At 71.4% G+C, this 26,869-nt stretch carries 20 protein-coding genes and 1 pseudogene; 13 read left to right on the forward strand and 8 right to left on the reverse strand.

Annotated elements, in window-relative coordinates; genetic code table 11:
• Positions 1-34 precede the first annotated feature (34 nt).
• From PV396_RS34470 to PV396_RS34480, 3 genes are all read left to right on the forward strand, one after another.
• The gene (locus tag PV396_RS34470) at positions 35-151 is read left to right on the forward strand and encodes a SapB/AmfS family lanthipeptide (RefSeq protein ID WP_307629835.1); all 117 of its coding nucleotides are present in this window, start codon (positions 35-37) and stop codon (positions 149-151) included.
• A gap of 88 nt (positions 152-239) precedes the next feature.
• Positions 240-1,967, forward strand: a complete 1,728-nt coding sequence (locus tag PV396_RS34475; RefSeq protein WP_319211436.1) for an ABC transporter ATP-binding protein — start codon at positions 240-242, stop codon at positions 1,965-1,967.
• Positions 1,954-4,032, forward strand: coding sequence for an ATP-binding cassette domain-containing protein (locus PV396_RS34480; protein ID WP_319211438.1), 2,079 nt, complete (start codon positions 1,954-1,956; stop codon positions 4,030-4,032). The genes PV396_RS34475 and PV396_RS34480 overlap by 14 nt, the downstream gene beginning before the upstream one ends.
• Here the strand turns inward: PV396_RS34480 and PV396_RS34485 are convergent.
• A pseudogene (locus PV396_RS34485) lies at positions 3,958-4,521 on the reverse strand (LuxR C-terminal-related transcriptional regulator); the annotation flags it as partial. The gene PV396_RS34480 and the pseudogene PV396_RS34485 sit on opposite strands and share 75 nt — an antisense overlap.
• 297 nt (positions 4,522-4,818) lie before the next feature.
• Between PV396_RS34485 and PV396_RS34490 the strand changes: the two are divergent.
• On the forward strand, positions 4,819-6,972 hold the full coding sequence (locus tag PV396_RS34490) for a SpoIIE family protein phosphatase (protein ID WP_319211440.1): 2,154 nt from the start codon (positions 4,819-4,821) through the stop codon (positions 6,970-6,972).
• A 141-nt stretch (positions 6,973-7,113) separates the two neighbouring features.
• Here the strand turns inward: PV396_RS34490 and PV396_RS34495 are convergent, their stop codons facing one another.
• Complete coding sequence (locus PV396_RS34495) at positions 7,114-8,646, reverse strand: S1 family peptidase (protein ID WP_319211442.1); 1,533 nt, start codon at positions 8,644-8,646, stop codon at positions 7,114-7,116.
• A gap of 188 nt (positions 8,647-8,834) precedes the next feature.
• Between PV396_RS34495 and PV396_RS34500 the strand changes: the two genes are divergently transcribed.
• From PV396_RS34500 to PV396_RS34520, 5 genes are all read left to right on the forward strand, one after another.
• Positions 8,835-9,248 (forward strand): PaaI family thioesterase, encoded by a 414-nt coding sequence (locus PV396_RS34500; protein ID WP_319211443.1) that lies wholly within the window; start codon positions 8,835-8,837, stop codon positions 9,246-9,248.
• Between the two features lie 510 nt (positions 9,249-9,758).
• Entirely contained in the window at positions 9,759-9,977 is a 219-nt protein-coding gene (locus PV396_RS34505; protein WP_319090863.1) for a type A2 lantipeptide, read from the forward strand.
• 97 nt (positions 9,978-10,074) lie between these two features.
• Complete coding sequence (locus PV396_RS34510; protein ID WP_319211445.1) at positions 10,075-10,881, forward strand: HlyD family efflux transporter periplasmic adaptor subunit; 807 nt, start codon at positions 10,075-10,077, stop codon at positions 10,879-10,881.
• Positions 10,878-13,100: an NHLP family bacteriocin export ABC transporter peptidase/permease/ATPase subunit gene (locus tag PV396_RS34515; RefSeq protein ID WP_319211447.1), complete on the forward strand. Its 2,223-nt coding sequence runs from the start codon at positions 10,878-10,880 to the stop codon at positions 13,098-13,100. The genes PV396_RS34510 and PV396_RS34515 overlap by 4 nt, the downstream gene beginning before the upstream one ends.
• 1 nt (position 13,101) lies before the next feature.
• Entirely contained in the window at positions 13,102-15,918 is a 2,817-nt protein-coding gene (locus tag PV396_RS34520; RefSeq protein ID WP_319211449.1) for an NHLP bacteriocin export ABC transporter permease/ATPase subunit, read from the forward strand.
• A gap of 19 nt (positions 15,919-15,937) precedes the next feature.
• On the opposite strand, the gene PV396_RS34525 is transcribed toward PV396_RS34520, so the two are convergent.
• Positions 15,938-16,783, reverse strand: a complete 846-nt coding sequence (locus tag PV396_RS34525; protein WP_319211451.1) for an alpha/beta hydrolase — start codon at positions 16,781-16,783, stop codon at positions 15,938-15,940.
• Positions 16,784-16,970: 187 nt separating this feature from the next.
• Here PV396_RS34525 and PV396_RS34530 point away from each other — a divergent pair, with 187 nt between their 5' ends.
• Both PV396_RS34530 and PV396_RS34535 read left to right on the forward strand, forming a co-directional pair.
• Positions 16,971-18,482 carry an MFS transporter gene (locus PV396_RS34530; RefSeq protein WP_319211681.1) on the forward strand — a complete coding sequence of 504 codons (1,512 nt, stop codon included), beginning with the start codon at positions 16,971-16,973 and terminating at the stop codon, positions 18,480-18,482.
• Positions 18,483-18,702: 220 nt separating this feature from the next.
• On the forward strand, positions 18,703-19,107 hold the full coding sequence (locus PV396_RS34535) for an STAS domain-containing protein (protein ID WP_319211452.1): 405 nt from the start codon (positions 18,703-18,705) through the stop codon (positions 19,105-19,107).
• Between the two features lie 168 nt (positions 19,108-19,275).
• Here the strand turns inward: PV396_RS34535 and PV396_RS34540 are convergent, their stop codons facing one another.
• On the reverse strand, positions 19,276-19,710 hold the full coding sequence (locus PV396_RS34540; RefSeq protein WP_319211454.1) for a protease inhibitor: 435 nt from the start codon (positions 19,708-19,710) through the stop codon (positions 19,276-19,278).
• Between the two features lie 353 nt (positions 19,711-20,063).
• Here PV396_RS34540 and PV396_RS34545 point away from each other — a divergent pair, with 353 nt between their 5' ends.
• Positions 20,064-20,615, forward strand: a complete 552-nt coding sequence (locus PV396_RS34545) for a hypothetical protein (RefSeq protein WP_319211456.1) — start codon at positions 20,064-20,066, stop codon at positions 20,613-20,615.
• A 108-nt stretch (positions 20,616-20,723) separates the two neighbouring features.
• Positions 20,724-21,428 carry an alpha/beta fold hydrolase gene (locus tag PV396_RS34550; protein WP_319211457.1) on the forward strand — a complete coding sequence of 235 codons (705 nt, stop codon included), beginning with the start codon at positions 20,724-20,726 and terminating at the stop codon, positions 21,426-21,428.
• 92 nt (positions 21,429-21,520) lie between these two features.
• Here PV396_RS34550 and PV396_RS34555 read toward each other — a convergent pair whose 3' ends face one another.
• The 4 genes from PV396_RS34555 to PV396_RS34570 all read right to left on the reverse strand — a co-directional run bounded on the left by PV396_RS34555 (position 21,521) and on the right by PV396_RS34570 (position 26,632).
• On the reverse strand, positions 21,521-23,203 hold the full coding sequence (locus PV396_RS34555) for an RICIN domain-containing protein (protein WP_319211459.1): 1,683 nt from the start codon (positions 23,201-23,203) through the stop codon (positions 21,521-21,523).
• 463 nt (positions 23,204-23,666) lie between these two features.
• The gene (locus PV396_RS34560) at positions 23,667-24,044 is read right to left on the reverse strand and encodes a toxin Doc (protein ID WP_053745133.1); all 378 of its coding nucleotides are present in this window, start codon (positions 24,042-24,044) and stop codon (positions 23,667-23,669) included.
• 3 nt (positions 24,045-24,047) lie between these two features.
• Positions 24,048-24,296, reverse strand: a complete 249-nt coding sequence (locus PV396_RS34565) for a hypothetical protein (protein ID WP_053745132.1) — start codon at positions 24,294-24,296, stop codon at positions 24,048-24,050.
• A gap of 92 nt (positions 24,297-24,388) precedes the next feature.
• Positions 24,389-26,632, reverse strand: a complete 2,244-nt coding sequence (locus PV396_RS34570; protein ID WP_319211462.1) for a glycoside hydrolase family 9 protein — start codon at positions 26,630-26,632, stop codon at positions 24,389-24,391.
• Between the last annotated feature and the right edge of the window lie 237 nt (positions 26,633-26,869).

The raw sequence follows: 26,869 nt of genomic DNA on the forward strand, positions 1-26,869 counted from the left end.
CCCGGGTCACCGGGACCAACGGAAAGGAATCGACATGGCACTGCTCGACCTTCAGACGATGGAGTCCGACGAGACCGCCAACACGGGCGGCAACAGCACCCTGAGCCTGCTGTCCTGCGTCAGCGCGGCCAGCGTCACCCTCTGTCTCTGAGCATCTCCCGCACGGACGCCGGGCGGTCACTCCCACTCGTGGAGGGCCGCCCGGCGGTCGGTCACCCCGCGCGGAGGGACCACCCGACATGACGACAGCCACCGACGACCGGTCGGCCCCGGCCCAGAACACCGCCTCGCCACTGCGCGCGACCGTCCGCCGCACCGGGGGACGCTGCGCGGCCCTGTTCCTGACGGCCACGGCCTCGACGGTCCTGAGCCTGGCCCTGCCCCTCGCCCTCGGGCGGGCCCTCGACCTGCTCCTGGCGAACCCCGACGGCTCCGGGGGCGTGCGCTGGGTCCTGTGGTGCGCCGCTCTCGTCCTTCTCCTGGCCGTGCTCGACGCCGTCGAGACCGTGCTGGGCGGAACCACGACAGCCCGCGCGACGGCTCTGCTGCGCCACCGGCTGACCGGGCATCTGCTCGCCGTGGGGCCACGGGCCGGGGAGCGCTTCGGGTCCGGTGAACTGGTGGCCCGACTGGTCGGCAACGCCGCGCAGGCCGGCATCGCGCCCGCCTCCCTGGCCGCGCTGCTGGCGGGGGTCGCCGGACCGGTCGGGGCCGTGGTCGCGCTCGGTCTGCTCGATCCGTGGCTGGCCGCGGTGTTCCTCGCCGGGGCGCCACTGCTGGCGCTGCTGCTGCGGACCTTCACCCATGACTCGGCACAATGCGCCGCCGACTACCAAAAAGCCCAGGGACTGATCGCGCGCGGGCTCGCGGAGGCGATCGGTGGCGCACGCACCATCGCCGCGTCCGGGACGGCGGACCGGGAGGCCGCCAGGATCCTGCGGCCGTTGCCGGAACTCGCCCGGGCGGGCCACCGGATGTGGCACGTCCAGGGACGCGCGGCGGCCAGGGCGGTCGCCTTGGCCCCGCTGCTCCAACTGGGGGTGGTGGCGGTGGCGGGGGTGCTGCTGGTCCACGGCCGGCTGACGGTGGGCGAGATGCTCGCCGCCTCGCGGTACGCGGTCCTGGCGGCCGGGGTCGGTGTCCTGGTCGGGCAGCTGTCGGGGCTGGTCCGGGCCCGGGCGTCGGCCCTGCGCATCGGCGAGGTGCTGGCCGAGCCGGTCACACGGTACGGAGGCCGTCGGCTGCCTCCGGGGCGGGGCCGGCTCGAGCTGCGCGGGGTCACCGCCCGGCGCGGCGGACGGACAGTCCTGGACGGCGTGGACCTGGTCGTCCCCGGGGGCTCCACCCTCGCGGTGGTCGGCCGCTCCGGCGCGGGCAAGTCCCTCCTGGCCGCCCTCGCCGGACGCCTGGCCGACCCCGACGAGGGGACCGTCCTCCTGGACGGCGTGCCCCTGCCCGAACTGGACCACGGCGAGCTGCGCCGGGCGATCGGCTGTGCCTTCGAACGGCCCGCCCTGCTGGGCGACACCGTCGCGGACACGATCGGCTTCGGCGTCCGCACGGCGCCGCCCGACCGGATCAGGGCCGGCGCCGCCGCCGCCCGCGCCGACACGTTCGTACGCCGACTGCCCGACGGCTACGCCACCCCCTGCCGGGCCGCGCCCCTGTCCGGGGGCGAGCGGCAGCGCCTGGGTCTGGCCCGGGTACTGGCCCGCGACAGCAGGCTGCTCGTCCTCGACGACGCGCTGTCCAGCCTCGACACGGTCACCGAGCACCAGGTGGTCGACGCCCTGCTGCGCCACTCCCCCGGCGGCACCCGCGTGGTCGTCGCCCACCGGGCCTCCACCGCGGCCCGCGCGGACACCGTGGCCTGGCTGGACGCAGGGCGCGTGCGGGCGGTGGGCACGCATGCGGGGCTGTGGCGCGAGAGCGGCTACCGGGAGGTGTTCGCGGATGGCGCGGGGTGAGGACGCTCGGCGGCGGTCCGCCGCACGAGGGGCCGGAAAGTTCGGCCTACGCGCGCGTGGGCTGCGGTTTCTGCGACAGCAGCGGCGTGTCGTGGCGCGGCTCGTGCTGTGGTCCGTGCTGGAGACCGCGCAGACCTTCCTCATGGGGTACGCCCTGGCCCGCGCCCTGGACGAGGGGTTCCTGCGCGGCCGGGCGGGCGTCGGCCTCGGCTGGCTGGGGGTCGCCGCGCTCGCGGTCGCCGTCGGGGCGTACGGCACCCGGCGGGTGTACGAGGCGGTCGCCGCGCTCGTCGAACCGTTGCGGGACCGGCTCGTGGAGCGGGTGGTGGCGCGCGGGGTCCGGGAGGCGGACGGCGGGGCGCTGTCCGCGCTGACCCAGCAGGTGGAGATCGCCCGGGACACCTTCGCCGGGGTGGTGATGGTGTCCCGTTCGTTCGTCTTCACGGCCGGGGGTGCGCTGATCGGGCTGGCCTCGCTGGCGCCGCCCCTCCTGCTGGTGGTCGCTCCCCCACTGGTCCTCGGCGTGGGCCTCTTCGCGGCGAGCATGCGCCCGCTGGCACGCCGCCAGGAGACGTTCCTGGTCGCCGACGAAGCGCTCGCCGACCGGTTCGGGGAGGTCTGCGCGGGGCTGCGGGACGTGACAGCGTCAGGCGCGGAGAAGCTGGTGGCGGCCGACGTGGGCGACCGGGTCGAGGCCGAGCTGCGGGCGGCTCGCTCACTGGCCCGCTGGGGGGTGCCGCGCGTCGCGTCGATCGCCGTCGGCGGCCAGCTGCCTCTCGTACTGCTTCTGCTCACCGCACCCTGGCTGCTGCGTCAGGGCGTCACCCCCGGCGCCCTGGTAGGAGCGCTGGCCTATGTCACCCAGTCCCTGCTGCCCGCCCTGCAGAACCTGGTCCACGGCATGGGCACCAGCGGCTCCCGCCTCGCGGTGGTCCTCCGCCGCCTCGTACCACCCGGCCGGGCGGGGGTCGACGGCAGCGGGCCGGCCCCCTGTCCCGCCCCCTCCCTCAAGCCCGCGCCCATTGAAGCTCCCGGCCCCACGCCCTCGCCCTCGCCCGCACGTGCGCCCACGCCCAGCGAGGCTCCCGCACCGACACCCGCGGCGCTACCAGCGCCCACGCCCTCACGACCGTCACGCGCGCCCGTGCCCAGGTCCACGCCGACCGAGGCCCCCGCCCCCGCGCCGACACCCGCCCTCACCGTCTCCGGCCTCACCTTCGCCTACGGACCCGCCTGCGCGCCCGTCGTCGACGACCTCACGCTCAGCCTGCCCGCGGGCACCCGGCTTGCCGTCGTCGGTCCCAGTGGCATCGGCAAGTCCACCCTCGTCTCCCTGGCCGCCGGTCTCCTCGACCCCCGGCGCGGTGCGATCCGGCTGTGCGGGCATCCGGTGCCCGGCGGCGCCGCCCGCGCGCATCGGGTCGTCATCCCCCAGGAGGCGTACGTGTTCAGCGGGACGTTCGCCGAGAACCTCGGCTGTCTGCGGCCAAAACCCGTGCCCGAGGCCGAACTGCTGGCCGCCGCCGAGGCGGTCGGGCTCACCGCGCTCCTCGACCGGCACGGCGGCCCGCAGGGCCAGGTCGACCCGGCCGCGCTGTCGGCCGGCGAACGGCAGCTGATCGCGCTGACCCGGGCGTTTCTCTCGTACGCGTGTGTGGCGTTCCTCGACGAGGCCACCTGCCATCTCGACCCGGAGGCGGAGGAACGCGCCGAGCGGGCCTTCGCCGCCCGGCCGGGCACCACCCTGGTCGTGGTCGCGCACCGGATCGCCTCCGCGCGCCGCGCCGACCGTGTCCTCGTCATGGACGGCCGGGAGTGTGCGTACGGAACGCACGACGAACTGCTGGAGCGCTCGTCCCTCTACCGCGATCTGGTGGGCAGTTGGTCGGCGGAGCCGCCGGTGCCGTCACAGCCAGCCCTCGCCCTGCGAGATGCGGATGGCGTCGATGCGGTTACGGGCCCCGGTCTTACGGGTGATGGCCGCCATGTAGTTGCGCACGGTTCCGTGGGACAGATGCAGGCTGCCGGCGATCTCCGCGACGGACGCCCCGTCCGCGGCGAGTGACAGGACACTCAGTTCACGCCGGGTGAGCGGGATCTGCGTGGCTCTGAGGAAGCCGAAACCGAGCGAGTCGTCGACGAACCGTTTGCCGGCCGCGACGCTGCGGATGGCGGACAGCAACCGCTCCGGCGCCCCCTCCCTCTCCTTGTCGACGTAGCCCAGCGCGCCCGCCTCCGCCGCCCGCTTCAGCAGTCCCGGTCTGCCGGCGCCGGCCAGCACCAGCAGGCGGGGCGCGGCCGCGCCCGCCCCGCGCCCCCGTAACTCGCCCAGCGGGGGTAAGCCGTAGGAGTCCAGGCTCTCCAGGTCGGCCGCGCAGACATCGGGCCGCAGCGCCCGCACCCTCCCCCCGGCGCAGCGCCAGGAGGCGTCGGACACCCCCAGGTCGGGTTCCTGGCGCAGCCACTCCGCCAGGACCGACCGCACCAGACTCGCGTCGTGCACCAGCAGCACTCGGATCACCACAGCTCCTTCACTCGCGTCGGCCCGCTTCACCGCTGACGCGTGTGCCCCGTTTTCGGCACTCGGTTCTCAGGGCGACTCGGGGGCGTGCAGAACTGGCCAACGGGAGGCGTGGGGGCGCACCCGGGGGGCTCCCGCGCCGGGCCCGTGCTTCGACCCGGGGAACCGGGGGACATGAGCCGGTGCGGACTGGGTATTCGGTGGGACTCCCGCCTGTCGAGGTGCCTCGGCGAGAGGCGGGCCGGGGCGGCGGGCGCTCGCCGTGCGCGACGGCCCGAGTGGACAGAGCCTTGAGTCGGAAGCACCCGGCCCGGTGAGGAGGTGGTCCCGATGGCCGACGGACGGACCTCCGCACACGGACGGCCGGGAGATGAGACCCCCTCGGCCTCGTTCGGTAAGCCACTGCTGTCGCTGGCGCTCGCCGGGATGATGGAGGAGGTCCGGGCCCTCGCGGGCGGGGTGTACCTGCTGGAGCCCGGTGGGTCGGTGCTGGAGATGGCCGTCATGGCGGGGCTGCCCCGGGCGTTCGCGGCGCCCTGGGAGCGGGTCGGGCTCGGCGCGCCGGTTCCCGTCGCCGAGGCGGCGCGTGAGCGGCGGTTCGTGTGGGTGGGCGGCGAGGAGGACATGGCCCGGCGCTTCCCGCGGGTCGCCGTGGTGCTTCCCTACCCCTTCGCGCTGGCCGCCGTACCGCTGGCGACGGACTCCGCGGTGTACGGGTCGGTCTTCGTCACCTGGCCCGGTTCGCACCCTCCGGAACTGTCGGACCGGGAGCGGGAGCAGCTCCGCGCGGCCTGCGACCGGCTGGCCCTGCGCCTGGAACGGGCGGCCGCCGAGCGCCGTCCGCTGGGGCCCGAGGCGGATCTGCTGGCCATCCCGCCCGATGTGCCGACGGCCGAGACCTTCGGCACGGTCGAAGCGGCGCGGATGGTGTCCCGGCTGCCGTACGGGCTGTGCTCCCTAGACCTGCACGGACGGGTCTGCTTCGTCAACACGGCGGCCGCGGAGCTGCTGGGCGTTCCCGCGAGCGCGCTGCTCGGCTCCCGGCTGTGGGTGTCGGTGCCCTGGCTCGACGATCCGGTGTACGAGGACCGCTACCGCGCCGCGCTGTTCAGCCTGCACGTCACCTCGTTCGTGGCGTTGCGCCCGCCCGGCGACTGGCTGTCGTTCCATCTGTATCCGAGCGAGACCGGGCTGAGCGTTCGCATCACCCGCGCGCGGGCGGTGGCCGACCTGGACCGCGCGGGGCGCCGGAAGGGGGGTCCGTCCAGTCTGGTCACGATCTCGCAGGTGCTGTCGTTGGCGGGGGCGCTCACCGAGGCGGCGGGTGTCCAGGACGTCGTCCAGCTGGTCGCGGACGAGATCATGCCCGCGGTGGGCTGCCAGACGCTGGTGTTGCTGCGCTCGGGCGGCGGGCGCATGCGCGTGGTGGGGCATCGCGGGTTCGCCGACCCCCAGCTGGTGGAGCGGTTCGACGGTTTGCCCATGACCGACCAGAACCCGGGGACCCAGGTCCTCACCACGGGTGTGCCCGCCTTCTTCGGGTCCCGAGGGGAACTGGATCGGGCGTATCCGGTGGTGCGGGAGGTACCAGGTTCGATGGCGGCGTGGGCGTTTCTGCCGCTCATCGCGTCCGGGCGTCCGGTGGGCACCTGTGTGCTGGGCTATGCCGAACGGCACGACTTCCCCGCCGACGAGCGCGCCGTCCTGACCAGTCTCGGCGGAATGATCGCCCAGGCTCTGGAGCGGGCCATGCTGTACGACGCCAAGCACCGGGTCGCGCACGGCCTCCAGGCCGCCCTGCTGCCCAGTTCCCTGCCGTCGTTGCCCGGCATCGAGGCCGCCGCGCGCTATCTGCCGGCCACCCAGGGCATGGACATCGGCGGCGACTTCTACGACCTGGTGCCCTCGCACGGGCGGGCCTCGGCGGTGATCGGGGACGTCCAGGGGCACAACGTGCCGGCGGCCGGGCTGATGGGCCAGATCCGTACGGCCGTACGGGCGTACACGACCGTCGGTCAGGCGCCGGGGGAGGTGATGAGCAGCACCAACCGGCTGCTGATCGACCTCGGCACCGAGTTGTTCGCGAGCTGTCTGTATCTGCGGCTCGATCCGGGCACCGGCCGGGCCGTGCTGGCCCGTGCGGGGCATCCCCAGCCACTGCTGAGGCTCCCGGACGGGCGGGTCGAAGTGCTCGACCTGGCCGGGGGTCCCCTGCTGGGGATCGATGCCTCGGCCACGTACCCGACGACCGAGGTCGAGCTGCCGCCGGGCTGTGTCCTCGCCCTGTACACGGACGGGTTGATCGAGTCCCCGGGCGTCGACCTCGACGAGACGCTGGCCGCCCTGGGACGTCGGCTCGCGGAGACCGGGGACCGGCCGCTGGACGAACTGGCGGACGGGCTGGTCGAGTTCGGCGCGGGGGTGACCGACCGGGTGGACGACATCGCGCTGCTTCTGCTGAAGGCGCGGGGTGACGAGCGCTGACCGACGCTCCCTCGCGGTACAGGCCCTGACGGGCCGTCCCCGCGCTGCCCTGCGGACGGGTTCGCGCACGCAGAACGGTCCGGCCCTCCCGCCGGAGGGCCGGACCGCGTCGGTGTCGGCCGGTACTACTGGTGTGGCCGATCAGTGCTTCTGGTTGTTCCCCAGGCCGGTGCCGTCGTCGGCACCGTTGCCGTTGTCGCCGAGGCCGTTGCCGTCACCGAGGCCGTTGTCCGCGCCGTTGCCGATGTCGTCGACACCGCCGAGCTCGTCGCCACCGACCTCTTCACCGAGTCCGGCGTCGTGGCCCGCGCCCGCGTCCTGACCGGCACCGCCCTCTTCACCGGCACCGGCGTTCTGCCCGGCGCCCGCCTCTTCACCGGCACCGGCGTCCTGGCCCGCGCCCGCGTCCTGACCGGCACCGCCCTCTTCGCCCGCACCGGCGTTCTGCCCGGCGCCCGCCTCTTCACCGGCACCGGCGTTCTGCCCGGCGCCTGCCTCTTCACCGGCACCGGCGTCCTGGCCCGCGCCCGCGTCCTGACCGGCGCCCGCGCCCGCGCCGCCCTCGCCGAGGGTCGCGCCGACGGCCTCCAGGGCCGTGGTGACCGGCTGGAAGAAGGTCTCGCCGCCGACCGTGCAGTCGCCGCTGCCGCCCGAGGTCAGGCCGACCGCTCCGCCGTCCTGGGTGAACAGCGAGCCGCCGCTGTCGCCGGGCTCGGCGCAGACGTTCGTCTGGATGAGGCCGGTGACCGTGCCCTCGGGGTAGTTCACGGTGGCGTCGAGGCCGGTGACCTCACCGTCGTTGAGGCCCGTCGTGGAGCCCATGCGGAAGACCTGCTGGCCGACCGTGGCCTCGGCGGCCTGGAGGATGTCGACGGTCTGGCCGTTGCCGACGTCGACGGTGCTGGCCGCCACGGTCGCCGGGTCGTTGTACTTCACGAGTGCGAAGTCACCGTCGCCCGGGAAGGTGGCCTCCTCGACCGTGGCGATGGGTTCGCCGTTCTCCGCGTCCGACCACTCGGCCACCGCGACACCGCAGTGACCGGCGGTCAGGAAGCCGGGCGTACCGTCGCCGGTCACCACGTTGAAGCCGAGGGAGCAGCGGGCGCCGCCGCCGAAGATGGCGTCGCCGCCCTCCACGAACGTCTTGAAGGTGCCCTGGCTCTTCTTGATCGTCGCCATGCCCGGGCCGAGGCTCTTGACGGTCGACTCGACCGTGTCCCACTTGGCGCCGGTGACCGTGCTGTCGGCGGTGACCTGGATCTTGTTGGTGCGGGGGTCGAGCGCCCAGGCGGTGCCCGGGATCGTCGCCTTCGCCTTCAGCGTCTGCGCACCGGCCTTGAGCTCGGCGATGCTGTTGTCGACCTCGCGAACAGCGGCGCCGGCCTTCTTGGCCTGGACAATGACGTTGTTGTTGTCGCCCTCGACGACGTTGATGATCAGCTGCTGCTTGTCGGCGTCGTAGTAGGAGCCCGCGAAGGCGTCGCCGAGCAACTCCTGCAGCTGCGAGGCCAGATCCGAGGCATCCGTCGCCTTGAGGGTCTTCGGAGCCGCGTCGGCCGCAGCGTCGGTCTGGGACGCCATGGCGTTGGGCAGCAGCAGGGCCGCCGCTCCGAGCGCCGCGACACTGCCCACCGCTATCGCGGCCTTACGCTTCGGAACTCGCTTGTGACTCAACTTCTTGACCTCCTGCGGGGCGGGGTCTTAGCCGCCGATGGTTCTCGGCGACCGAGTGGGGCGCCTGGATGGCTCTAGGTACGGACGGGTTGCGTGGGGCGTTCAAAAGATTTGCCAACTCCCTTTGCGAAACAGCGAATCGGCCATTGCCCGCGCCTGACCGACGGCTGCCGGGAACAATCACCCATATGACGATGACGCCCGCCGAAGCAGACAAGATCCTTTCCGCCAACTTCGCCCCCTGGGTGCTCGATCTCGGCCTGTCCGTCGAGGAACTGGGCGAGCACCGCGCGCTGCTGCGTATGCCCTGGTCGACTCGGTTGGCGCGGGAGGGCGGAGCGCTGTCGGGCCAGGCTCTGATGGCCGCCGCCGACACCTCGACCGTGATCGCGGTGTCGGCGGCTCGCGGGGCCTTCGTCCCCATGACGACGGTCCAGCAGTCCACGACTTTTCAGCGCGCGGTGACCGGATCCGATGTCCTGATCGAGGCGGTCCTCACCAAGCTGGGCCGCCGGATGGCCTTCGCCGACATCACGCTGACCGACGCGGAGTCCGGTGAACTCGCGGCCCGCGCAAGCACGGTGTACGCCCTGCTGGGCTGACAGCCCGCAAGAAGGGGCAACAAGGAGGCCCGGAGGACACCTTCCGTAGTCGCCGCATGGCGCTGTGTCGGTCATGGCGGGACGAATCCCGGCTCCAGTGAATCTGCACATCGAATACGCAGTCAGGTCACCGGATACGACGGTTGCGCACATCCGCTCGTAACACGCCACGCCTTTGGTGGCGGAGTGTCCGATTCCGCCGCGCGGCCGTGACCGGCGCGCGCACCCGACCGCAAGAGCCGCGCTGCACCGAAGCCGTGCGGCTTGTGAAGAAGTCGCCGCCAAGTCGTGCGTGCTCCCTCACGGTGTGAGGCCCCTGGGTCTCAAATGCCCAGGTGAGGCGGTTGGTTGATTGGAAGGGCGTGGCGCGGGCGTGCTTTGATCCAACGCATCGCAGGGGCCGCCGAGGTTGTGCAGACAACACCGATTGGCCCTGCGGTCGCGGCCGTCACTGTCCCAGAGGGGGCCGCTCCCCCCTTGTGAAATCCCCATACGAAGGGAAGTTCCATCATGAACTCCACCCCCCAGGTTGAGACCGCCGAGCTGTCGGACGCCGCCCTCGACGCCGTCTCCGGCGGTCTTTCCCTGAACGCCGTCGGCACCGTCACGAACCTGGTGGACAGCGTTGCCCCCGGCGCGCTCCCGCTGGTCGGCACGGTCGTCGGCACGGTCGAGGGCCTCACCGGCCTGAACACCGGTGCGATCACCAACACGGTCGCCGGTCTCTGATCGTCGCCTCGCGCCGCTGAGTCCCGGAACCGTCTCCCGGTTCCGGGACTCTCGGCTGCCCTGAGTTCACTTCTTCCTACGCAGGTGGGGAAAGCCCGTGCAGTTCCGCCAACAGGCCCTCGCCAAGCTCCAGTCGGCCGAGGAACTGGACCTTCCGGTGCGCTTCGCCCGTCCCCAGGGCTGGCTGGTCCTCGCGGTGACGGTCGTCGTGATGGCCGCCGCGTCCGTGTGGGCGGTCACGGGGTCCGTCTCCTCCACGGTCTCCGCGCCCGCCATCCTCACGCACGGGGAGGGCAGTTACGTCCTGCAGAGTCCTGTCTCCGGCCAGATCACCGCAGTCCTCGCCGAGGAGGGCGCCCGGCTGCCCGCCAACTCGCCGGTGCTGAAAGTCCGTACGGCCTCCGGTGACTCGGTCGTCCGCTCTGTCGCCGCAGGCCGGCTCACCGCGCTCGCCGCCACCATCGGCCAGATCATCACCACGGGCACGAACATCGCGGCCATGGAGAAGGTCGCCCGCGCGAGCGACCCGCTGTACGCGACGGTGTACGTCCCTGCGGAGAGCGCCGCCACGATTCCCGCGAACGCGGCCGTCGACCTGACCGTCCAGACCGCGCCCACCCAGCAGTACGGAGTGCTGCGCGGCCGGGTGAAGTCGGTGGACCGGGCCGCGCAGACGCAGCAGCAGATCGGCGCGTTCCTCGGGGACAGCCAACTGGGCGAGCAGTTCACCAGGAAGGGCCGTCCGGTCGCCGTACTGGTGGAGTTGGAGAGGTCGTCGTCCACCAAGAGCGGCTATCAGTGGTCGTCCGCCGACGGGCCGCCGTTCCAGCTCACCTCCATGACCCTGGCCTCGGGCTCGATCCGGCTGGCCGACCAGCGTCCCGTCGATTGGCTGCTGCCGTGAGTCCCGCACACAACTCCCGGTCGGGGCACCGCTCGGCCCCGCCCCGGCGCACGGTCCCCAAGGGCGGCGGCAGGTCCGTGCGCACACCGACCGTGCTCCAGATGGAGGCCGTGGAGTGCGGCGCCGCGTCGCTCGCCATGGTCCTCGGACACTTCGGCCGGCACATCCCCCTCGAAGAGCTGCGCATCGCCTGCGGGGTCTCGCGGGACGGCTCGCGCGCCAGCAACCTCCTGAAGGCGGCCCGGAGTTACGGGCTGACGGCCAAGGGCATGCAGATGGACACGGCCGCGCTCGCCGAGGTGAACGCGCCCGCGATCCTGTTCTGGGAGTTCAACCACTACGTCGTCCTCGACGGCATGGGGCGCCGCTTCGGACGGCGCGGGGTGCACATCAACGACCCCGGCAAGGGCCGCCGGTTCGTGCCGATGGAGGACTTCGACTCCAGTTTCACCGGTGTCGTCCTCGTCATGGAACCGGGCCCCGACTTCGAGCGCGGCGGGCGCAAGCCGGGTGTTCTGGGTGCCATGCCGGCCCGGCTGCGCGGTACGTCGGGCACCATGCCCGCCGCGATCCTGGCGAGTCTGCTGCTGGTGGCGGTGGGCGCCGCGATGCCCGCGCTCAGCCGCACCTACATCGACTCGTTCCTGATCGGCGGCCAGACCTCGATGCTGGAGGTGCTGTTCGCGTCGATGGGCGCGTGCGTGGCGCTCACCGTCGTACTGACCTGGCTGCAGCAGGCGAACCTGCTGCACGGCCGCATCATCTCCTCGACCCTGAGCAGTGCCCGCTTCCTGCGCCATCTGCTGCGCCTGCCGGTCACCTTCTTCTCCCAGCGCAGCCCGGCCGACCTGGTCCAGCGTCTCCAGTCGAACGACGCGGTGTCCGAGACCCTGGCTCGCGACCTCGCGTCGGCCGGCGTCGACGCCGTCGTGGTCGTGCTGTACGCCGTGCTCCTCTATACGTACGACCCGCAGTTGACGGCCGTCGGTATCGGTGTGGCGCTGCTGAACATCGTGGCCATGCGGGTGGTGATCCGGCTGCGTGCGACGCGTACCGCGAAACTGCGCGCGGACAACGCCCGGTTGACCAACACCGCTTACTCCGGGCTCCAGTTGATCGAGACGATGAAGGCGACCGGCGGCGAGGAGGGCTACTTCCGCAAGTGGGCCGGGCAGCACGCGACGACGCTGGAGGAGCAGCAGCGGCTCGGGGTGCCGAGTGCCTGGCTGGGGGTGGTCGCGCCGACGCTCGCGACGCTGAACAGCGCGCTGATCCTGTGGATCGGCGGGATGCGGGCCGTCGAGGGCCATATATCGGTGGGTCTGCTGGTGGCGTTCCAGGCCCTGGTCGTGCGGTTCACCGCGCCCCTCACCCGGCTCAACGGCGTGGCGGGCCGGATCCAGGACTTCGCGGCGGACGTGGCCCGGCTCAAGGACGTCGAGAACTTCCAGGCGGATCCGCTCTACGCGCGCCCGGGCGGCGGCGACTCGACGCGTCGGCTGCACGGCCACATCGAGCTCCAGGACATCACCTTCGGCTACAGCCCGCTCGACAAGCCCCTGCTGTCCGGTTTCGATCTGACCGTCGGTCCGGGACAGCAGGTGGCGCTGGTCGGCGGCTCCGGCAGCGGCAAGTCGACTGTCTCCAGGCTGATTTCGGGGCTGTACGCGCCCTGGGAGGGCGTCATCCGTATCGACGGGCAGCGCCTCGATGACATTCCGCGCGGCGCGCTGGCGGCCTCGGTCTCCTTCGTCGACCAGGACGTGTTCCTGTTCGAGGGCAGTGTCCGCGACAACGTGGCGCTGTGGGATCCGTCGATCCCGGACGAGTCGGTGGTGGCGGCGCTCGAGGACGCGGCGCTGTACGACGTCATCACGCGTCGGCCGGGCGGTATCCACAGCCGGGTCGAGCAGGACGGCCGGAACTTCTCCGGGGGCCAGCGGCAACGCCTGGAGATCGCGCGGGCGTTGGTGCGCAACCCCAGCATTCTCGTCCTCGACGAGGTGACCAGCGCGCTGGACGCGGAGACCGAGCAGACGGTGATCGACAACCTGCGCAAGCGGGGCTGCGCCTGTGTGGTGATCGCGCACCGGCTGAGCACCGTGCGCGACAGTGACGAGATCGTCGTACTCCAGCACGGCACGATCGTGGAGCGCGGGCGGCACGAAGCCCTGGTGGCGGCCGGTGGGGCGTATGCCGAACTGGTCAGGGAGCGATGAGATGACGACGGTTCACGAGGGCGATGTCGTCCTGGGCGCGCTCGGGCAGCTGGGGACGCGGTTCGATCTGTCCGGGCAGGGCCGTCTCGATCTCGAGGGCCCGCAGGTGCTGTGGCTGGTCGCGTCCGGCGCGCTCGACCTGTACGCGGTGGACGCCGTGGAACAGGGCCAGTGGCACCACATCGGCCGACTGGAGGCGGGCGCGCTGCTGCTGGGCCCGGTCACCGGGCCGCAGCACACGCTGGTCGCCCGTCCGGTGCGCGACTGCGTGGTGCACCGCATCGGCCTGCGCGAGCTGTACCAGTCGCCGGCCACGGAAACCTGGTCGTACGACGAGTACGGCAACGCCCAGTACGTGCCCCCGGCGACCAGCCCGCTGGAGTACGCCCTCGCCCTGGGTGTCGGACGGGGTCTGTCGATCCTCTTCCAGGCGCCGATGGCCTCCGAGCGGGCCGCCGCGCCGACCGACGACGACGTGTTCTGGATGCAGGTCCCGCCGGGCAGTGTGCAGTACGGATCGCTGTACGGGACGGAGGCCGCCGCTGATCTGCTGATGGACCCCGGGGTCTGGCAGGGCATGGTCGACCAGCAGTTCCGGCTGCTCGCCACCCTCGACCGGTGGATCGAGCAGCTCGAACGCAGCCACGAGACCCGTACGGCGGCCGGTATCAAGGCGGGCGAGGCGGTCCGGGCCCAGGCCGACCGGACGCTGCTGGCGTCGATCGGCAGGCCGTCGGTGAAGCGTACGACCGCTGCCGACGCCGACGCCACGTACGCGGCCTGCCGGCTGGTCGCCGAGGCGGCCGGGATCACGCTCGCCGAGCCCGCGCAGAGCGGTACCGAGAGCGACCGGCTCGACCCGGTGGAGAGGATCGCGCTCGCCTCCCGTGTCCGTACCCGGGCCGTCCGGCTCGACGGGCGCTGGTGGCACGACAACGTCGGCCCGCTGATCGGCCACCGCAGTCTGTCGGGCTCGCCCGTCGCCCTGCTGTGGCGGCGCGGGGGCTATGTGGCCGTACATCCCTCGTCGGGTCGCGAGACGCCGGTGGAGAAGGCGAACGCGGCGGAGTTCGAGGAGCGGGCGGTGATGTTCTACCGTCCGCTGCCCGAACGCGGGATGAGCCCGCTGCGGCTGCTCCGGTTCAGCATGGGCGGCAGCCGGGGCGATGTGGTGAACCTGCTGCTGAGCACTCTGGTGACGATCGCGATCGGGGCGCTGGTACCGGTCGCGACGGGCAAGGTGCTCGGCGAGTTCGTGCCGACGGCGCAGACGACGCTGATCGTGCAGTTCTGTCTCGCCGTGATGATCAGCAGCGTGGTGGCGGCGGCCTTCATGCTGCTGCAGAACCTCACTCTGCTCCGGATGGAGGGCCGGATCGAGGCGACACTCCAACCGGCCGTCTGGGACCGGCTGTTGCGGCTGCCGACGAAGTTCTTCACGGAGCGCTCGACCGGTGAGCTGGCGAGTGCGGCGATGGGTATCAGCGCGATCCGCAAGCTGCTGGCGGGAGTTGCCCCCGTCGTCACGCAGTCGGTCACGGTCGCGGCGATGAACCTGGCCCTGCTCCTCTACTACAGCGTCCCGATGGCGCTGGCGGCGATCGGCATGCTGGTGGTGATCGCCGCCGTGTTCCTGGGGCTCGGGCTGTGGCAGGTGCGCTGGCAGCGGCGGCTGATCGTGCTCTCCAACAAGCTGAACAACCAGGCCTTCCAGACCCTGCGCGGCCTGCCCAAACTCCGGGTCGCCGCGGCCGAGAACTACGCGTACGCGGCCTGGGCGGGCGAGTTCGCGCGCAGCCGCGAGCTGCAGCAGAAGGTCGGCCGCATCAAGAACCTCACCACGGTGCTGGGCGCGGTGTACCTGCCGGTCTGCACCCTGCTGATGTTCATGCTGCTCGCGGGTCCGGCACGCGGTGCGATGTCGGCGGCTGCCTTCCTCACCTTCAACACCTCGGTGACGATGCTGCTGACCTCGGTCACCCAGCTGACCGGCGCCTTCGTCTCCGGCGTGGCCGCGCTCCCGCTGTACGAGGAGATCAAGCCGGTGCTGGAGGCGACCCCGGAGGTGCGCGTGGCGAGCACCCGGCCGGGTGTGCTGACCGGCGCGATCGAGGCCCGCCGACTCTCCTTCCGCTACGCGGACGACGGGCCGCTCGTCCTGGACGACGTGTCCTTCCAGGTGCGGGCGGGCGAGTTCGTGGCGATCGTCGGCCCGAGCGGCTGCGGCAAGTCGACGCTGCTGCGCCTGCTGATCGGCTTCGACAAACCCGTCTCGGGCAGTGTGCTGTACGACGGTCAGGACCTGGGCGCGCTCGACCAGTCGGCCGTACGGCGCCAGTGCGGTGTCGTGCTCCAGCACGCCCAGCCGATGACGGGTTCGATCCTGGACGTCATCTGCGGCACCGAGCCCTACACGCCGGAGGAGGCGATGGCGGCCGCCGCGATGGCGGGCCTCGCGGAGGACATCCAGCGGATGCCGATGGGCCTGCACACCATCGTCCAGGGCAGCGGCGCGATCTCGGGCGGCCAACGGCAGCGGCTGATGATCGCGCAGGCACTGATCCGCAGGCCGCGCATTCTCTTCTTCGACGAGGCGACCAGTGCCCTGGACAACGAGACCCAGCGCACGGTCATCGAGAGCACCCGGGCGCTGAACGCCACCCGGATCGTGATCGCCCACCGTCTGTCGACGGTGCTGGACGCGGACCGGGTGATCGTGATGGAGGACGGCAGGGTCGCCCAGCAGGGTCCCCCGGCCCAGCTGCTGGCGGACACGGGTGGACGGCTGCACGAACTGGTGCGCCGACAGCTGGCGTAGTCCGGTCGACGGGCGGGGGTCAAGGGGCCGCCGGTACCCCGTGCCACGGTTCCGGAACCCGGCCGTCGGCGGCGTACACCTGGGTCGCCAGTATCCGCAGGGCCGCTGCGAAGACCGACGGATGACGCAGGAACTCCATGTGGATGCCGGGGAACTCCACCCATGGCACGCCGATCCGGCGGGCGATCTCGATCGACGGCCGGGCGTAGTACGTGCCCCGGTCGTCCGCGCCGGCGCCCAGGACGATGGGGAACGGTGCCGCGCGCAGCGCCGCCTCGTCGGGGTGGAAGGCGGCGAAGCCGGGCCATTCATGGCGGAAGAGCTGGTCGGCGTTGCCGAGGAAGCGTTCCCACAGGTCGGCCGGCCAGCGGTAGGAGCCCTCGCCCCGCGTCGTCTCGGCGAAACGGCGGCCCGCCGCCGGGGCACCACCCGCCTCGTACCGGGCGGCCAGGTCGGCGAAGAAGCCGCGCGCGGGGTCGCCTTCGGGCAGGACGTTCACGGCGGGCGGTTCATGGGCGATGAGACCCGCCAGGCACTCCGGGTGACGCGCGGCCAGGGTCAGTCCGATGATCGCGCCGCCGCTGTTGCCGAAGACCAGCGCTCGGCCTTCCGCCAGGTCGGCGACCAGCGCCCGGGCGTCGGCTGCCTGCCGTGACAGTGCCATGAGGGCGCCGCCACCGGTACTGCGGGAGTTGCCGCGCCGGTCGTAGGTGATCACGGTGAAGGCGTCGGCGAGGCCCTCGGCGATCCCGGAGTAGTAGCCGGCGTCTCCGCCCGCGCCGCTGATCATCAGCAGGGCCGGGCCGACCCCGCGCACCTCGTAGTAGAGCTCGGCCCCGTCGACCGCCAGCCTGCCGCTGCGCACGTCCGCACATCCTCCTTAACGATACTTTCCCGTATCGATACTTTGCCGTTTCGATGAAAGTGGGCTAGCCTCGGACCATCGGGCGTACGAAACGGTTTCGTTTACATACGCGTAACCCATGCCTTCCCTGCTCTCCGTCACCCTCGTCCGCTCCTCGCCGGAGCTGCTTTCCCTGGAGTGTGCTCAGATGTCCCAGTCCCTTACCGAAGGCGCCCCGAAGGGCGTCACGAACGACACGGACAAGGGGTCCGCCGCGCCGAACCCGAGGCGGTGGCTGATCCTCGCGATCATCGGTATCGCGCAGCTGATGGTCGTCCTCGACGCCACCATCGTGAACATCGCCCTCCCCTCCGCACAGGCCGACCTCGGCTTCACCGACGGCAACCGCCAGTGGATCGTCACCGCGTACGCGCTGGCCTTCGCCTCCCTGCTGCTGCTCGGCGGCCGGATAGCCGACCTGTTCGGCCGCAAGCCCGCCTTCCTCATCGGCGTCGCCGGTTTCGCCGGCGCCTCCGTCCTCGGCGGCGCGGCCAACAGCTTCGAGATGCTGGTCGTCGCCCGGGCCCTCCAGGGTGTCTTCGGCGCACTGCTCGCGCCCGCCGCGCTGTCCCTTCTCAACACGACCTTCACCGACGCGCGCGAACGTGCCCGCGCGTTCAGCGTGTACGGCGCGATCGCCGGTGCCGGCGGCGCGGTGGGCCTGCTGCTCGGCGGACTGCTGACCGACGCTCTCGACTGGCGCTGGACGCTGTACGTCAACCTGATCTTCGCCGTCGTCGCGTTCGTGGGCGGCTGGATACTGCTGGGCAACCACCGTGACGCCGCCAACTCCAAGATCGACGTCCCGGGCACCCTGCTGGTCTCCGCCGGCCTCTTCTCCGTCGTCTACGGCTTCTCCAACGCCGAGACGCACGACTGGAGTTCACCGCAGACCTGGGGCTTCCTGATCGCGGGCGTCCTGCTCCTCGTGGCGTTCACCCAGTGGCAGACGCGGGCGAAGCACCCGCTGCTGCCGATGCGCGTCCTGCTCGACCGCGACCGTGCGGCCTCGTTCCTCACGGTGCTCATCTCCGGCGCGGCGATGTTCGGGGTCTTCCTCTTCCTCACCTACTACCTGCAGCTGAACCTCGGCTTCAGCCCGACCAGGACCGGCCTGGCCTTCATGCCGATGATGGCGGCCCTGATGGTCGCGGCCCAGGTCTCGACCACGATGCTCGTGCCCCGCTTCGGCCCCCGGATCATCATCCCGCTGGGCTTCCTCCTCGGCGCGGGCGGCATGGCCTGGCTGACCGGTATCGGGGTCGGCTCGGACTTCAGCACCGCCGTCCTTCCGCAGCTGCTGGTGATCGGCCTGGGCATGGGCGCCATCATGCCGCCCGCGATGCAGCTGGCCACCAGCGGAATCGGCGCGGAGGACGCGGGGGTGGCCTCCGCGACGGTCAACACCATGCAGCAGGTGGGCGGTTCGATCGGTACGGCCCTGCTGAGCACGCTCGCCGCGAGCGCCGCGACCAACTACCTGTCCGGGCGGAACGCGGCCGACAAGCTGGTCCAGGCCCAGTCGACGATCGAGAGCTACACCACCGCCTTCTGGTGGTCGGCCGGCTTCTTCGCCGCGGGCGCGCTGATCACCTTCCTCCTCTACCGCCCCGGCGTACCGGTCCAGGACGAGAACGCCGCGCCGGTGGTGCACATGTGACGCACCCGGACCGGAGAGACCGAGGGGCCGCCGTCTTCAGGGAGACGGCGGCCCCTCCCGACTGCGGCGAGTGCCTGACGCATGGAAATGTCAATTACGAGGCTCGTAATTCACCTTCTCGAGTGAACTAGATCTTGCAGGCGGCGCGGCAGGGATGGTCCGGGCTTCGGAGGGGTAGCTACGGAGACCGAAATGTGCCCACTGCAGAGGTGGAGCAGCCATGACGCCGGAAGCCGACGACCGTACCCGCGGGCCGTCCGAGCGCACGGCCTCGGACTCGTCCGGAGCCCTGCCGCCGACGGCCAATCCGTATGCCCGTACGTACGTGCACGGGCCGTTCACCGTGGTCGAGGTCTCCGGGGAGATCGACTTGGCGACCACGGGCCTCCTCGCCGAGCATCTGGACGCCGCGACCGCGCGCCCCGAGCCGGACGTACTGGTCGACCTCCGGCACGTCGACTTCTTCGACTGCTCGGGTCTGCGCGAACTGTGCCGTGCGGACAGCCGGGCCCGTGAGCGGGGCGGGCGGCTGCGTCTGGTCTCCGACACGGCCCGCATCCACCGCCTGCTGCACGCCGCGCGGCTGCTTCGACGCTTTCCGCCTCTCTCACGCATCCCCGAATGAGGGGCTCGGGGGCTGGTCCTCGTCCCCGCACACGCCGATGGGCCGGCCGGTGGCCCCACACCACCGACCGGCCCCGCTGCGAGATCGCGCGACTCCCGCGACACAGGGTTGGCTCTCCCCATCCGCGAGCGTCCTGCGATGCCCACGGGAGCGCGCGACCCCGGTCTTTCAGAACGTGAAGAGGGCCGTCCCGTAGGTGCTCTTCACGCACTCGTTCGCGAAAGTCCGCTCATAGGCGACCCGCTGCCCACGCCACACGCCCTGGACGGTGACGACGACGGGGTCGTACCGCTTGGTGCACTTCACGCCACTTCGCTCCGCCAGGGCGTCGAAGTCCCCGTCGGCGGCGCGGAGTTCGGCGCACGCGTCGGACGCCGCCGGGTGCGTGCCCGAGGCCGTGGGCGCGCAGGTCAGGGTGACGGCACGCTCCGGGGTGACGGCGGCCGCGGTGTCTCCGTGCCCCGTCGTGAGGACGAGGGCCGAGGGTGCGTAGAGCCCGGAGGCAGCGGGGGCGGGGGTGGCGACGGCGGCCCCGGTGAGGGGGCCGCAGACGGCGGTGGCCGTCAGGGTCAGAGTCGCTGCCCAGCGCGCGGTGTTCGGCATTGTGTGCATCCTTCCGCTCGGTTCGAAGATGCGAATCGAAGGTCAAATGGTTCGCAGGGTGCTCGATCCCAGCCGGTCGGGCCGGATCGGCGAGCGTGAGTCTGCCGAGTCCGGCGCCGAAACTCATCTCGACCCCATGCGTTTCAGTAACCTTGCGCATTGAATCAGTGGCGTGAAGTTACGTGACCGTGAACGCCAGAAGCCCACAACTGAGCGGTCGATGATCACTTCGAACGACATACTGGCTGGATCCACCTGCCTTTTTAATCGGCCTGAAACATTCCGATTCAGCTCCGGGCGGACGCCCGCACCACCCCTTTGCTTTCTCTCCCTTGCGGAGTAATTCTTATTACATGATTACGCCAGAGCAACGAGAGAAGCTGCGCGGCTGGTTCGCCGGCCGACTGCCCGACGACCTGTTCGAGAGCCTGGCCGAGGTCACCGTCGACCGCGAGGAGATCACCGTGATCGGCCGGATCCCCGCACCCCGGCTCGCCGAGGACGTGTCGACCGCCGAGCGGGACGCGACCGTCCAGGGCCGGATCGAGGAGTTCCGCGAGCGCACCCGGAAGACCCGGATCGCGGTCGCGCGCGAGGCCGAGCACCGGTTCGACAAAAAGGTCTCCTGGGGTGTGGAGTGCGACGGCCGGCGCGCGCTGTTCACCCACATCGCCGCGCCCGTCATGACCCGGCTACGTCAGCCCGAGCGACAGGTCCTCGACACCCTCATCGCCTCCGGGGTGGCCCGCAGCCGCAGCGACGCCCTCGCCTGGTGCGTACGCCTCGTCGAACGCCACACCGACGACTGGCTCACGGAGCTGCGCGAGTCCCTCGAACACGTGCAGCGCGTCCGGTCCCAGGGACCGGACGCCGAACCTCAGGAGCCGTCCGCCGACGAGGAGTGACCGTCACCGAGGGCAACTCAATGGCATATTCATGACCAGGGGGCGGCCTGCTCGCGATTGCCGGAATCCTCGCGCCTTCAGGGCGAGGAGCATGTCAAGGTGTCCGGCATGAGCGAATTCGTGTTGGTCGCGGGTGCGCGGCTCGGTGCCTGGGCGTGGGACGAGGTGGTGGTCGAGCTACGTGCCGCCGGGCACGAGGTGCACCCGCTGACGTTGTCGGGGCTGGCGGAGCGGCGCGGTGAGCCGGCGGGGCAGCAGACCCATGTGCGGGACATCGTGGAGGAGGTCGAGCGCCTCGATCTGCGGGATGTGGTGCTCGTCGGGCACAGTTACGCGGGGATACCCGTCGGGCAGGCCGCCGAGCAGATCGGGGAGCGGCTGCGGCGGGTCGTGTTCGTGGACGCGAGCGTCCCGGCCGACGGGAAGTCGTTCCTGTGGGGCTGGGACAGTGCCGGGGTGGAGGCGTCGATCGCCGAGAACGGGGGCTTCTGGCCGACCGCGTCAGCCGCCCACTTCTCGGGGCAGGGGCTCAGTGACGAGCAGATCGCGCGGATCGTGAGCGGTTCGACGCCGCATCCGGGGGCCAGTCTCACCGAGCCGGCGGTACTCCGGGGGTCGGTGGGTGATCTTCCGGCGACGTACATCAAGTGTCTGCTCGATGATCCGGAGCCGTCCGAGGACGTGGTGGAGTTGCTCAAGGGTGAGCGGTGGGAGCTGGTCGAGTTGGACACCGGGCACTGGCCGATGTTCTCCCGGCCGCGGGAGTTGGCCGCTGTGCTGCATCGGGCGGCGGGGGGCGTCGGGCCTGCCTGAGGGTTTTCGCCCCCGCCGCCCCTACCCGTCCCATCCCGTTCCTGGGGGCTGCGCCCCCAGACCCCCCTTTCGGCCCTGAACGGGCCTCGTCCTCAATCGCCGGACGGGCTGATGGTGCGGGATGTGGCGACCTGTTCCGCCTTTCCCCGTGGGCCCCCTATCGACAGGGAGCCGGGGCTGGCGGTGGTCGGGTCCGTCTGCCAGCGTTGTTGGGGGGAGCCGTCGCGGACCTTTACCACGACGTCCGTGTCGGGGTCGTCGGAGGCGGGAGCTATGGCCAGACCCTCCTTCCAGCGGGGCAGCAACTCGCCCCGTACGGTGAGGTCGTAGCGGACGTCGTCGCTGGAGGCGGCGGCGCAGCGGCCGAGGATGACCACACCTGCGTCGGCGTGCGAGTCCAGGCACAGCTCGGGGTTGGCGACACTGCGCAACAGGCCGTCGTCCGTGTACGACCACAGCTGGGTCCACGCCGTCGAGCAGGACGCGAGTTTGGTGACGGCGCCGACCGTGGCCTTGCTGCCCCGGATGTCGAGGCACTGGTCGGCGGTGATGTTGCGCAACCTGGTCTGCTGGGTCGCCGTCGGGTTCGCGGGCGGGGAGGAGGACACCGCGGGCGGGGTCGGCGTGGCGCCGGGCGTCTGGGTTCGGCCGCCGGTCGCGCTGGACGAGGCGGCCGGGTCGGCACCGCTGCCGTCCTTCGGCCACACCCCGCTGCCCAGCACGACCGCGAGAACGACCGCCGACGCCAGGCCCACGCTGGTGAACAGGGTTCTTCTGTTGTGGGGGAGGCCCATTGCCGGGCGGCGGGGGGAGGGGATCCTGGAGAGGAGTCGGCCGCGTCCCAGGCCGCCGATATCACGGCGGCGGCCAGCGGTGCGCCTGCTTCTCCCCCCGCCACCGCCGTGCCGGGCCTGGCCCCGCGCCCTGGCGGTGCCCTGGGTGCGGCCCGGGCGGGAGTCGAGGTAGCGGCGGGCGCCCCAGCCGAGCACCGCCTCCGCGAGCATCGTGCCGAGTGCGCCCTCGACCTGGCTCAACTGCTCGGCTGCGTAACGGCAGTAGCGGCACTCCATCAGATGCTGCTGCACATCGGGCAGCAGCGCCCCGCCTCGTCGGATCGGGACGTCGAGGAGACGGTTGTAGAACCGGCATTCCTTGGACGGCGCGAGTTCCCGGTGGGCGCGTACACAGCCCTCGCGGAACTGCTCGCGGGCCTGTTCCAGCGACGCCGCTGCCGTATCCGTGTCCATGCCGAGAAGTTCGGCGGGGACCCTCATCGGGTCGGCCTCGACCTCGGTGTGCCACAGCAGGCACTGGGCGAGGCCTGGAAGAGCCTGGAACGAACGCTCGGCGAGCTTTCGGTTCTCCGGCGTCATGGACTTCGCCGCGCGCATACCGCGACCGCCCGCCGGTTTCGTCAGTTCGGGCAGCAGATCGGATATACGGTCGTCGTCGGCCCACTCCCTGACCGTGTCGCGCACGGCCACGAGGAACCGGGGGCGTAGCGCGACGGCCGACTCCGCCCGCATCACCCGCTCCAGGACCTGGTGGAAGGCCGCGGCGGTGACCATGGAAGCGGTCTGGGCCGAGGTGGCGAGGCAGATGACCGCGTACTCGTGGGCCGCCTGCCAGTGCCGCGCCGTCAGCAGGGCCACAGCAGGGCCGCTCTCGCCCTCCGGTCTGCCTCTGAGCTGCGCCGCGAGGCTCTCGTCCGATTCCCCCAGGACCCCACCGGAGTACGGGAGGTAGGACGGACGAGGGGGGTGGGGATGGGGCACTGAGCGGTTTCCTTCCCACGCACGGGTGACTCACAGAGGTCCCCCGGCCGCGTAGCCCCGCCCCGGCTGTGGCGCTGGACCGCCACAGCATCACCACCGGCGAGTCGAGCCCGGCCACTCCCCCTGTACAAGTAGTTCACCCTTGCACAAGTTGCTCCTGGCCAACAAGCCACTTGGGCAACATCCGCTCACGTCCGTTCACTGCAGAAAGGTCGGCAACAGGGGAGAAGCTCCAGCACTCGTACCGGTTTTCGGATTCTTGCCCGCGCCCCGTGTGAACGGCGCGCACACGCCCGGGCGCCGCGCACGCTCCCGGCGTGTGCAACGGTGTAGTCCACTGGAACCGGCCCTTCTCGGAGGCCCCGCGCGAAACGGCGGCTCTCTCGCGCGAAACGGCCGCCGACCCCGTTCCTCCCGCCCTCGGTCGGCGGCCCCGAGGGCGGGCCCAGCTCGCGGCTCGGCCTCAGATCTGCCAGGAGCGCAGTCGGTCGGCCGCGCCGTAGACGTCCGTCTTGCCCGAGATCAGATCGCGGGCGAGGTCGACGAGAGCGCCGTAGGGCGGGTCGATGCCGACGTCGCTGACGAACATGTACGCCACCGCGGTGGCACAGGCGAAGCGGGCGTTGGCCGACGGCAGCGGCTTGAGCAGCGCGAGGGTGTGCAGCAGCGCGGCGGCCCGCCAGGCGGGGTCGGAGTCCACGCCGAGCCGCGGCGGGTCGACCCGGTGCCGGGCCACAGCGGCGACCAGGGCGGAGAAGTCGTTGACCGTGGGCTGGTCCGGCAGGACCTCCTCGTGGCGCTGGAGCAGCCACGGCACGTCGATGTGGATGACGGGAGCCATCGGTCAGGCGACCTGTCCCTGACGCCCCGGCGCCACCGGTTCGTCCTCGGGGAACGCGGCGGCGAACTCGTCGGCGTGGGCCGCGAAGAACCGCCGGAATTCCTCCGCGCCCTCCTGCAGGGCACGGTGCCGGGCGATGTCGGCCGCCGCCGCCTCCCGCACGAGTGCCTTCATCGACGTACCGCGTTCCTTGGCGATCTGCCGCAGGTCCTCTAGCTCGCGGTCACTGAACTCCACATTCAGAGCAGGCATGCCCCCACGGTACCTCGCCGGTACTTACCCGTAAATACCACCAGGTCAGAAGGGTGAGGCAGAGGTACCGTGGGGGCGGGACCCGGTCCGGGCTAGCCCTGGTCCGCCACGAAGGACGCCATCCGGGCCAGGGCCGCGTTCCAGTTGATCGTGTGCTCGTTCGTCGACCAGGACTGGATGTCGTCGATGTAGCAGAACTGGCCGACGCAGCCCTGGAGTTTGCTCTGTGCGTAGGGGTCCTGAATGCTCGAGTTGGGGCCGCCGGCGAGCGTGCCGTCCGGCGGGCTCGGCAGCTTGGGGTCGAGCTGGTGGGCGTACCAACGGCTGTGCTGCTGATGCGAGTTGACCTCGCCGTAGCCCGTCACGTACGACATGTTCAGCGCGTTGCGGCCCAGCAGGTAGTCCATGCTCTGGAGCGCGCCGTCCCGGTACTTCGAGGCGCCGCCGATGTCGTACGCGGTGGCGATGACGACGGCGTTGTTGAGGACCTGGGCGTTGGAGCCCCAGTCGTACAGGTTGGCGTCGGGGGCGTAGGGCATGCCGTACGGCTGTGCCGCCAGCGTGGTCAGATAGCGGTCGGCGCCCTTGAGGACGGACTGGCGGACCTTGTCCCGGCCGGGCAGCTTGCTGGGGACGGTCGCCAGGTCGAGACGGCCGGCCGCGGCGGTCCTGGCCCAGTCGAAGCCGAGCGGGACGAAGATGTCGGCCGTGTGGACCGGCGAGTTCAGGATGTACTGCTCGAACGGCTTCTCACCGGTGGTGAGATACAGCTCGGCGGCCGCCCAGTAGAACTCGTCCCTCGCGTCGGTGTCGTTGTAGGCACCGCCGCCGGTCCCGTCGTTCGGGTCGGCGTGCAGGTCGGGGTGGGCGAGGGCGGCCGTCCAGGCCTTCCGCGCCACGGCGAGGGCGTGCGCGGCGAAGGTCCGGTCGTAGGGCCGGTACAGCCGGGCCGCCTGCGCCGCCGTGGCCGCCAGGTTCAGGGTGGCCTCGGTGGTCGGCGGGTGCAGTTCACGCTTCTGCGGGTCGTCGCTCGGCAGCAGCGGCAGCCCGGTCCACTGTTCGTCGTGCATCTTGTGGTGGGCCATGCCGGCCAGCGGCTGCCCGGCGGGCACCTGCATCTTCAGCAGGAACTCCAGTTCCCAGCGGGCCTCGTCCAGGACGTCCGGCACCTTGTTGCCGCTCTCCGGGATGGCGAGCGTGCCGTCACCGAGCTTGTCCCGCTGTCCCGTACGGGCGTGCAGGGCTCGCTCGTACGTGCTCAGCAGCTCCCAGGTGGAGATGCCTCCGTTGACGACGTACTTGCCGTGGTCGCCGGCGTCGTACCAGCCGCCGGTGACGTCGAGGGTGTAGTCGCACACGCCCGGCCGGCACGGCACCTGGGAGTCGCCCCGGTTGGGCGCCACGTCGACGTGGCCGGCGGGGCGGGCATAGCCCGGGCGCAGGTCGTCGCGGATCGCGATGCCGCTGCGCTGCGTGTAGTAGTACTTCAGCGAGTCGAGCCGCAGCCGGTCGTAGGCGCTCGTGCCGATGTCGAAGGGGCGGCTCGTCTCACCGTCGGCGACCAGCGTGAGCCCGGTGCCGGGCTTGCGGTAGGCGCCGAAGTCGATCGACTGGACGTTCTGTCCGGAGGAGACGTCGGTGCCGCGCGGCACGGTCCTGCCGTGGGCCACCGTCTTTCCTTCGGCGTTCTTCAGCTGCCACGGCAGCGGCTGCGTGGAGCCGGTGACCAGCGTGGCGTTCTTCGGGCCCGCGGGGAGGTAGGCGACCTGGTTGACGCGTACCCGGGGACCGGTGTCGGGTTCGTACACCTCGGGCGGCACCCCGCCCACCAGTGATACGTCGTCCATGCAGAACCGGAAGGGGTCCGCGCTGCCGCCGAGTTGGAAACCGACCTGACCCTGGGCGGTGTCGGCGGGGGCGGTGAAGGTGTACGAGTAGGCGTCGCCGGAGACGCTCAGCTGCGGGCTCACCTCGAAGTAGGTGTCGTACGGGGCCACCGAGAGGCCGACGATCGCCCGGACGACGTGTCCTGCGGGCGTGCCCAGCGCCTTGAAGCTGAACCGGTACGACTCGCCCTTGACGAGGGTCAGGTCGTTCTGGCCGACGGCGGCGTCCCAGCGGTTGGTGGTGCCGCCGGGGACCTCGGCACAGAGGCCGCCTTCGGCGAGGCCGGCGGTGACGTTGCTGGTGGTCCACCAGGGGGCGGTGGTGGTGTCGAAGGTGCCGTTCTTGACCTGTTCGATCTCTTCGGCGCCGGCCGGGGTGGTGGGGAGGGTGGTGAGGGCCGCTGCGAGGAGGGCGGTCACCGAGAGCAGGGTGGTTCTGCGTCGTTTCACGTCTGGGCTCCTCGGGTGGGGTGGTGGAGGTGCGGCGTGCGTGATGGGAGCGCTCCCAAGTTCGGACGTGGCCATGTTGTGCGAGGGGTGATGGCTCGTCAACGATCCGGACGGTTTTCGCCCCCGCCGCCCCTACCCCTCCCATCCTTCTCGGGGCGCTGCCCCCGACCCCCCGCTCCTCAAACGCCGGAGGGGCTGACATACCAGCCCGTCCGGCGTTTGAGGACGAGGCCCCTT

Origin of the sequence: Streptomyces sp. ME02-8801-2C, from assembly GCF_033793965.1 — a bacterium.
Taxonomy (GTDB): Bacteria; Actinomycetota; Actinomycetes; order Streptomycetales; family Streptomycetaceae; genus Streptomyces.

What these genes read in the sequence shown, in the direction of transcription:
- PV396_RS34490 (WP_319211440.1), top strand. Translation starts at nt 4,819, where the DNA reads ATGGCCGACGGACGGACCTCCGCACACGGACGGCCGGGAGATGAGACC.
- PV396_RS34560 (WP_053745133.1), bottom strand. Translation starts at nt 24,044, where the DNA reads ATGGCTCCCGTCATCCACATCGACGTGCCGTGGCTGCTCCAGCGCCAC.
- PV396_RS34475 (WP_319211436.1), top strand. Translation starts at nt 240, where the DNA reads ATGACGACAGCCACCGACGACCGGTCGGCCCCGGCCCAGAACACCGCC.
- PV396_RS34540 (WP_319211454.1), bottom strand. Translation starts at nt 19,710, where the DNA reads ATGCCGAACACCGCGCGCTGGGCAGCGACTCTGACCCTGACGGCCACC.
- PV396_RS34500 (WP_319211443.1), top strand. Translation starts at nt 8,835, where the DNA reads ATGACGATGACGCCCGCCGAAGCAGACAAGATCCTTTCCGCCAACTTC.
- PV396_RS34550 (WP_319211457.1), top strand. Translation starts at nt 20,724, where the DNA reads ATGAGCGAATTCGTGTTGGTCGCGGGTGCGCGGCTCGGTGCCTGGGCG.
- PV396_RS34565 (WP_053745132.1), bottom strand. Translation starts at nt 24,296, where the DNA reads ATGCCTGCTCTGAATGTGGAGTTCAGTGACCGCGAGCTAGAGGACCTG.
- PV396_RS34530 (WP_319211681.1), top strand. Translation starts at nt 16,971, where the DNA reads ATGTCCCAGTCCCTTACCGAAGGCGCCCCGAAGGGCGTCACGAACGAC.
- PV396_RS34505 (WP_319090863.1), top strand. Translation starts at nt 9,759, where the DNA reads ATGAACTCCACCCCCCAGGTTGAGACCGCCGAGCTGTCGGACGCCGCC.
- PV396_RS34535 (WP_319211452.1), top strand. Translation starts at nt 18,703, where the DNA reads ATGACGCCGGAAGCCGACGACCGTACCCGCGGGCCGTCCGAGCGCACG.
- PV396_RS34520 (WP_319211449.1), top strand. Translation starts at nt 13,102, where the DNA reads ATGACGACGGTTCACGAGGGCGATGTCGTCCTGGGCGCGCTCGGGCAG.
- PV396_RS34480 (WP_319211438.1), top strand. Translation starts at nt 1,954, where the DNA reads ATGGCGCGGGGTGAGGACGCTCGGCGGCGGTCCGCCGCACGAGGGGCC.
- PV396_RS34470 (WP_307629835.1), top strand. Translation starts at nt 35, where the DNA reads ATGGCACTGCTCGACCTTCAGACGATGGAGTCCGACGAGACCGCCAAC.
- PV396_RS34545 (WP_319211456.1), top strand. Translation starts at nt 20,064, where the DNA reads ATGATTACGCCAGAGCAACGAGAGAAGCTGCGCGGCTGGTTCGCCGGC.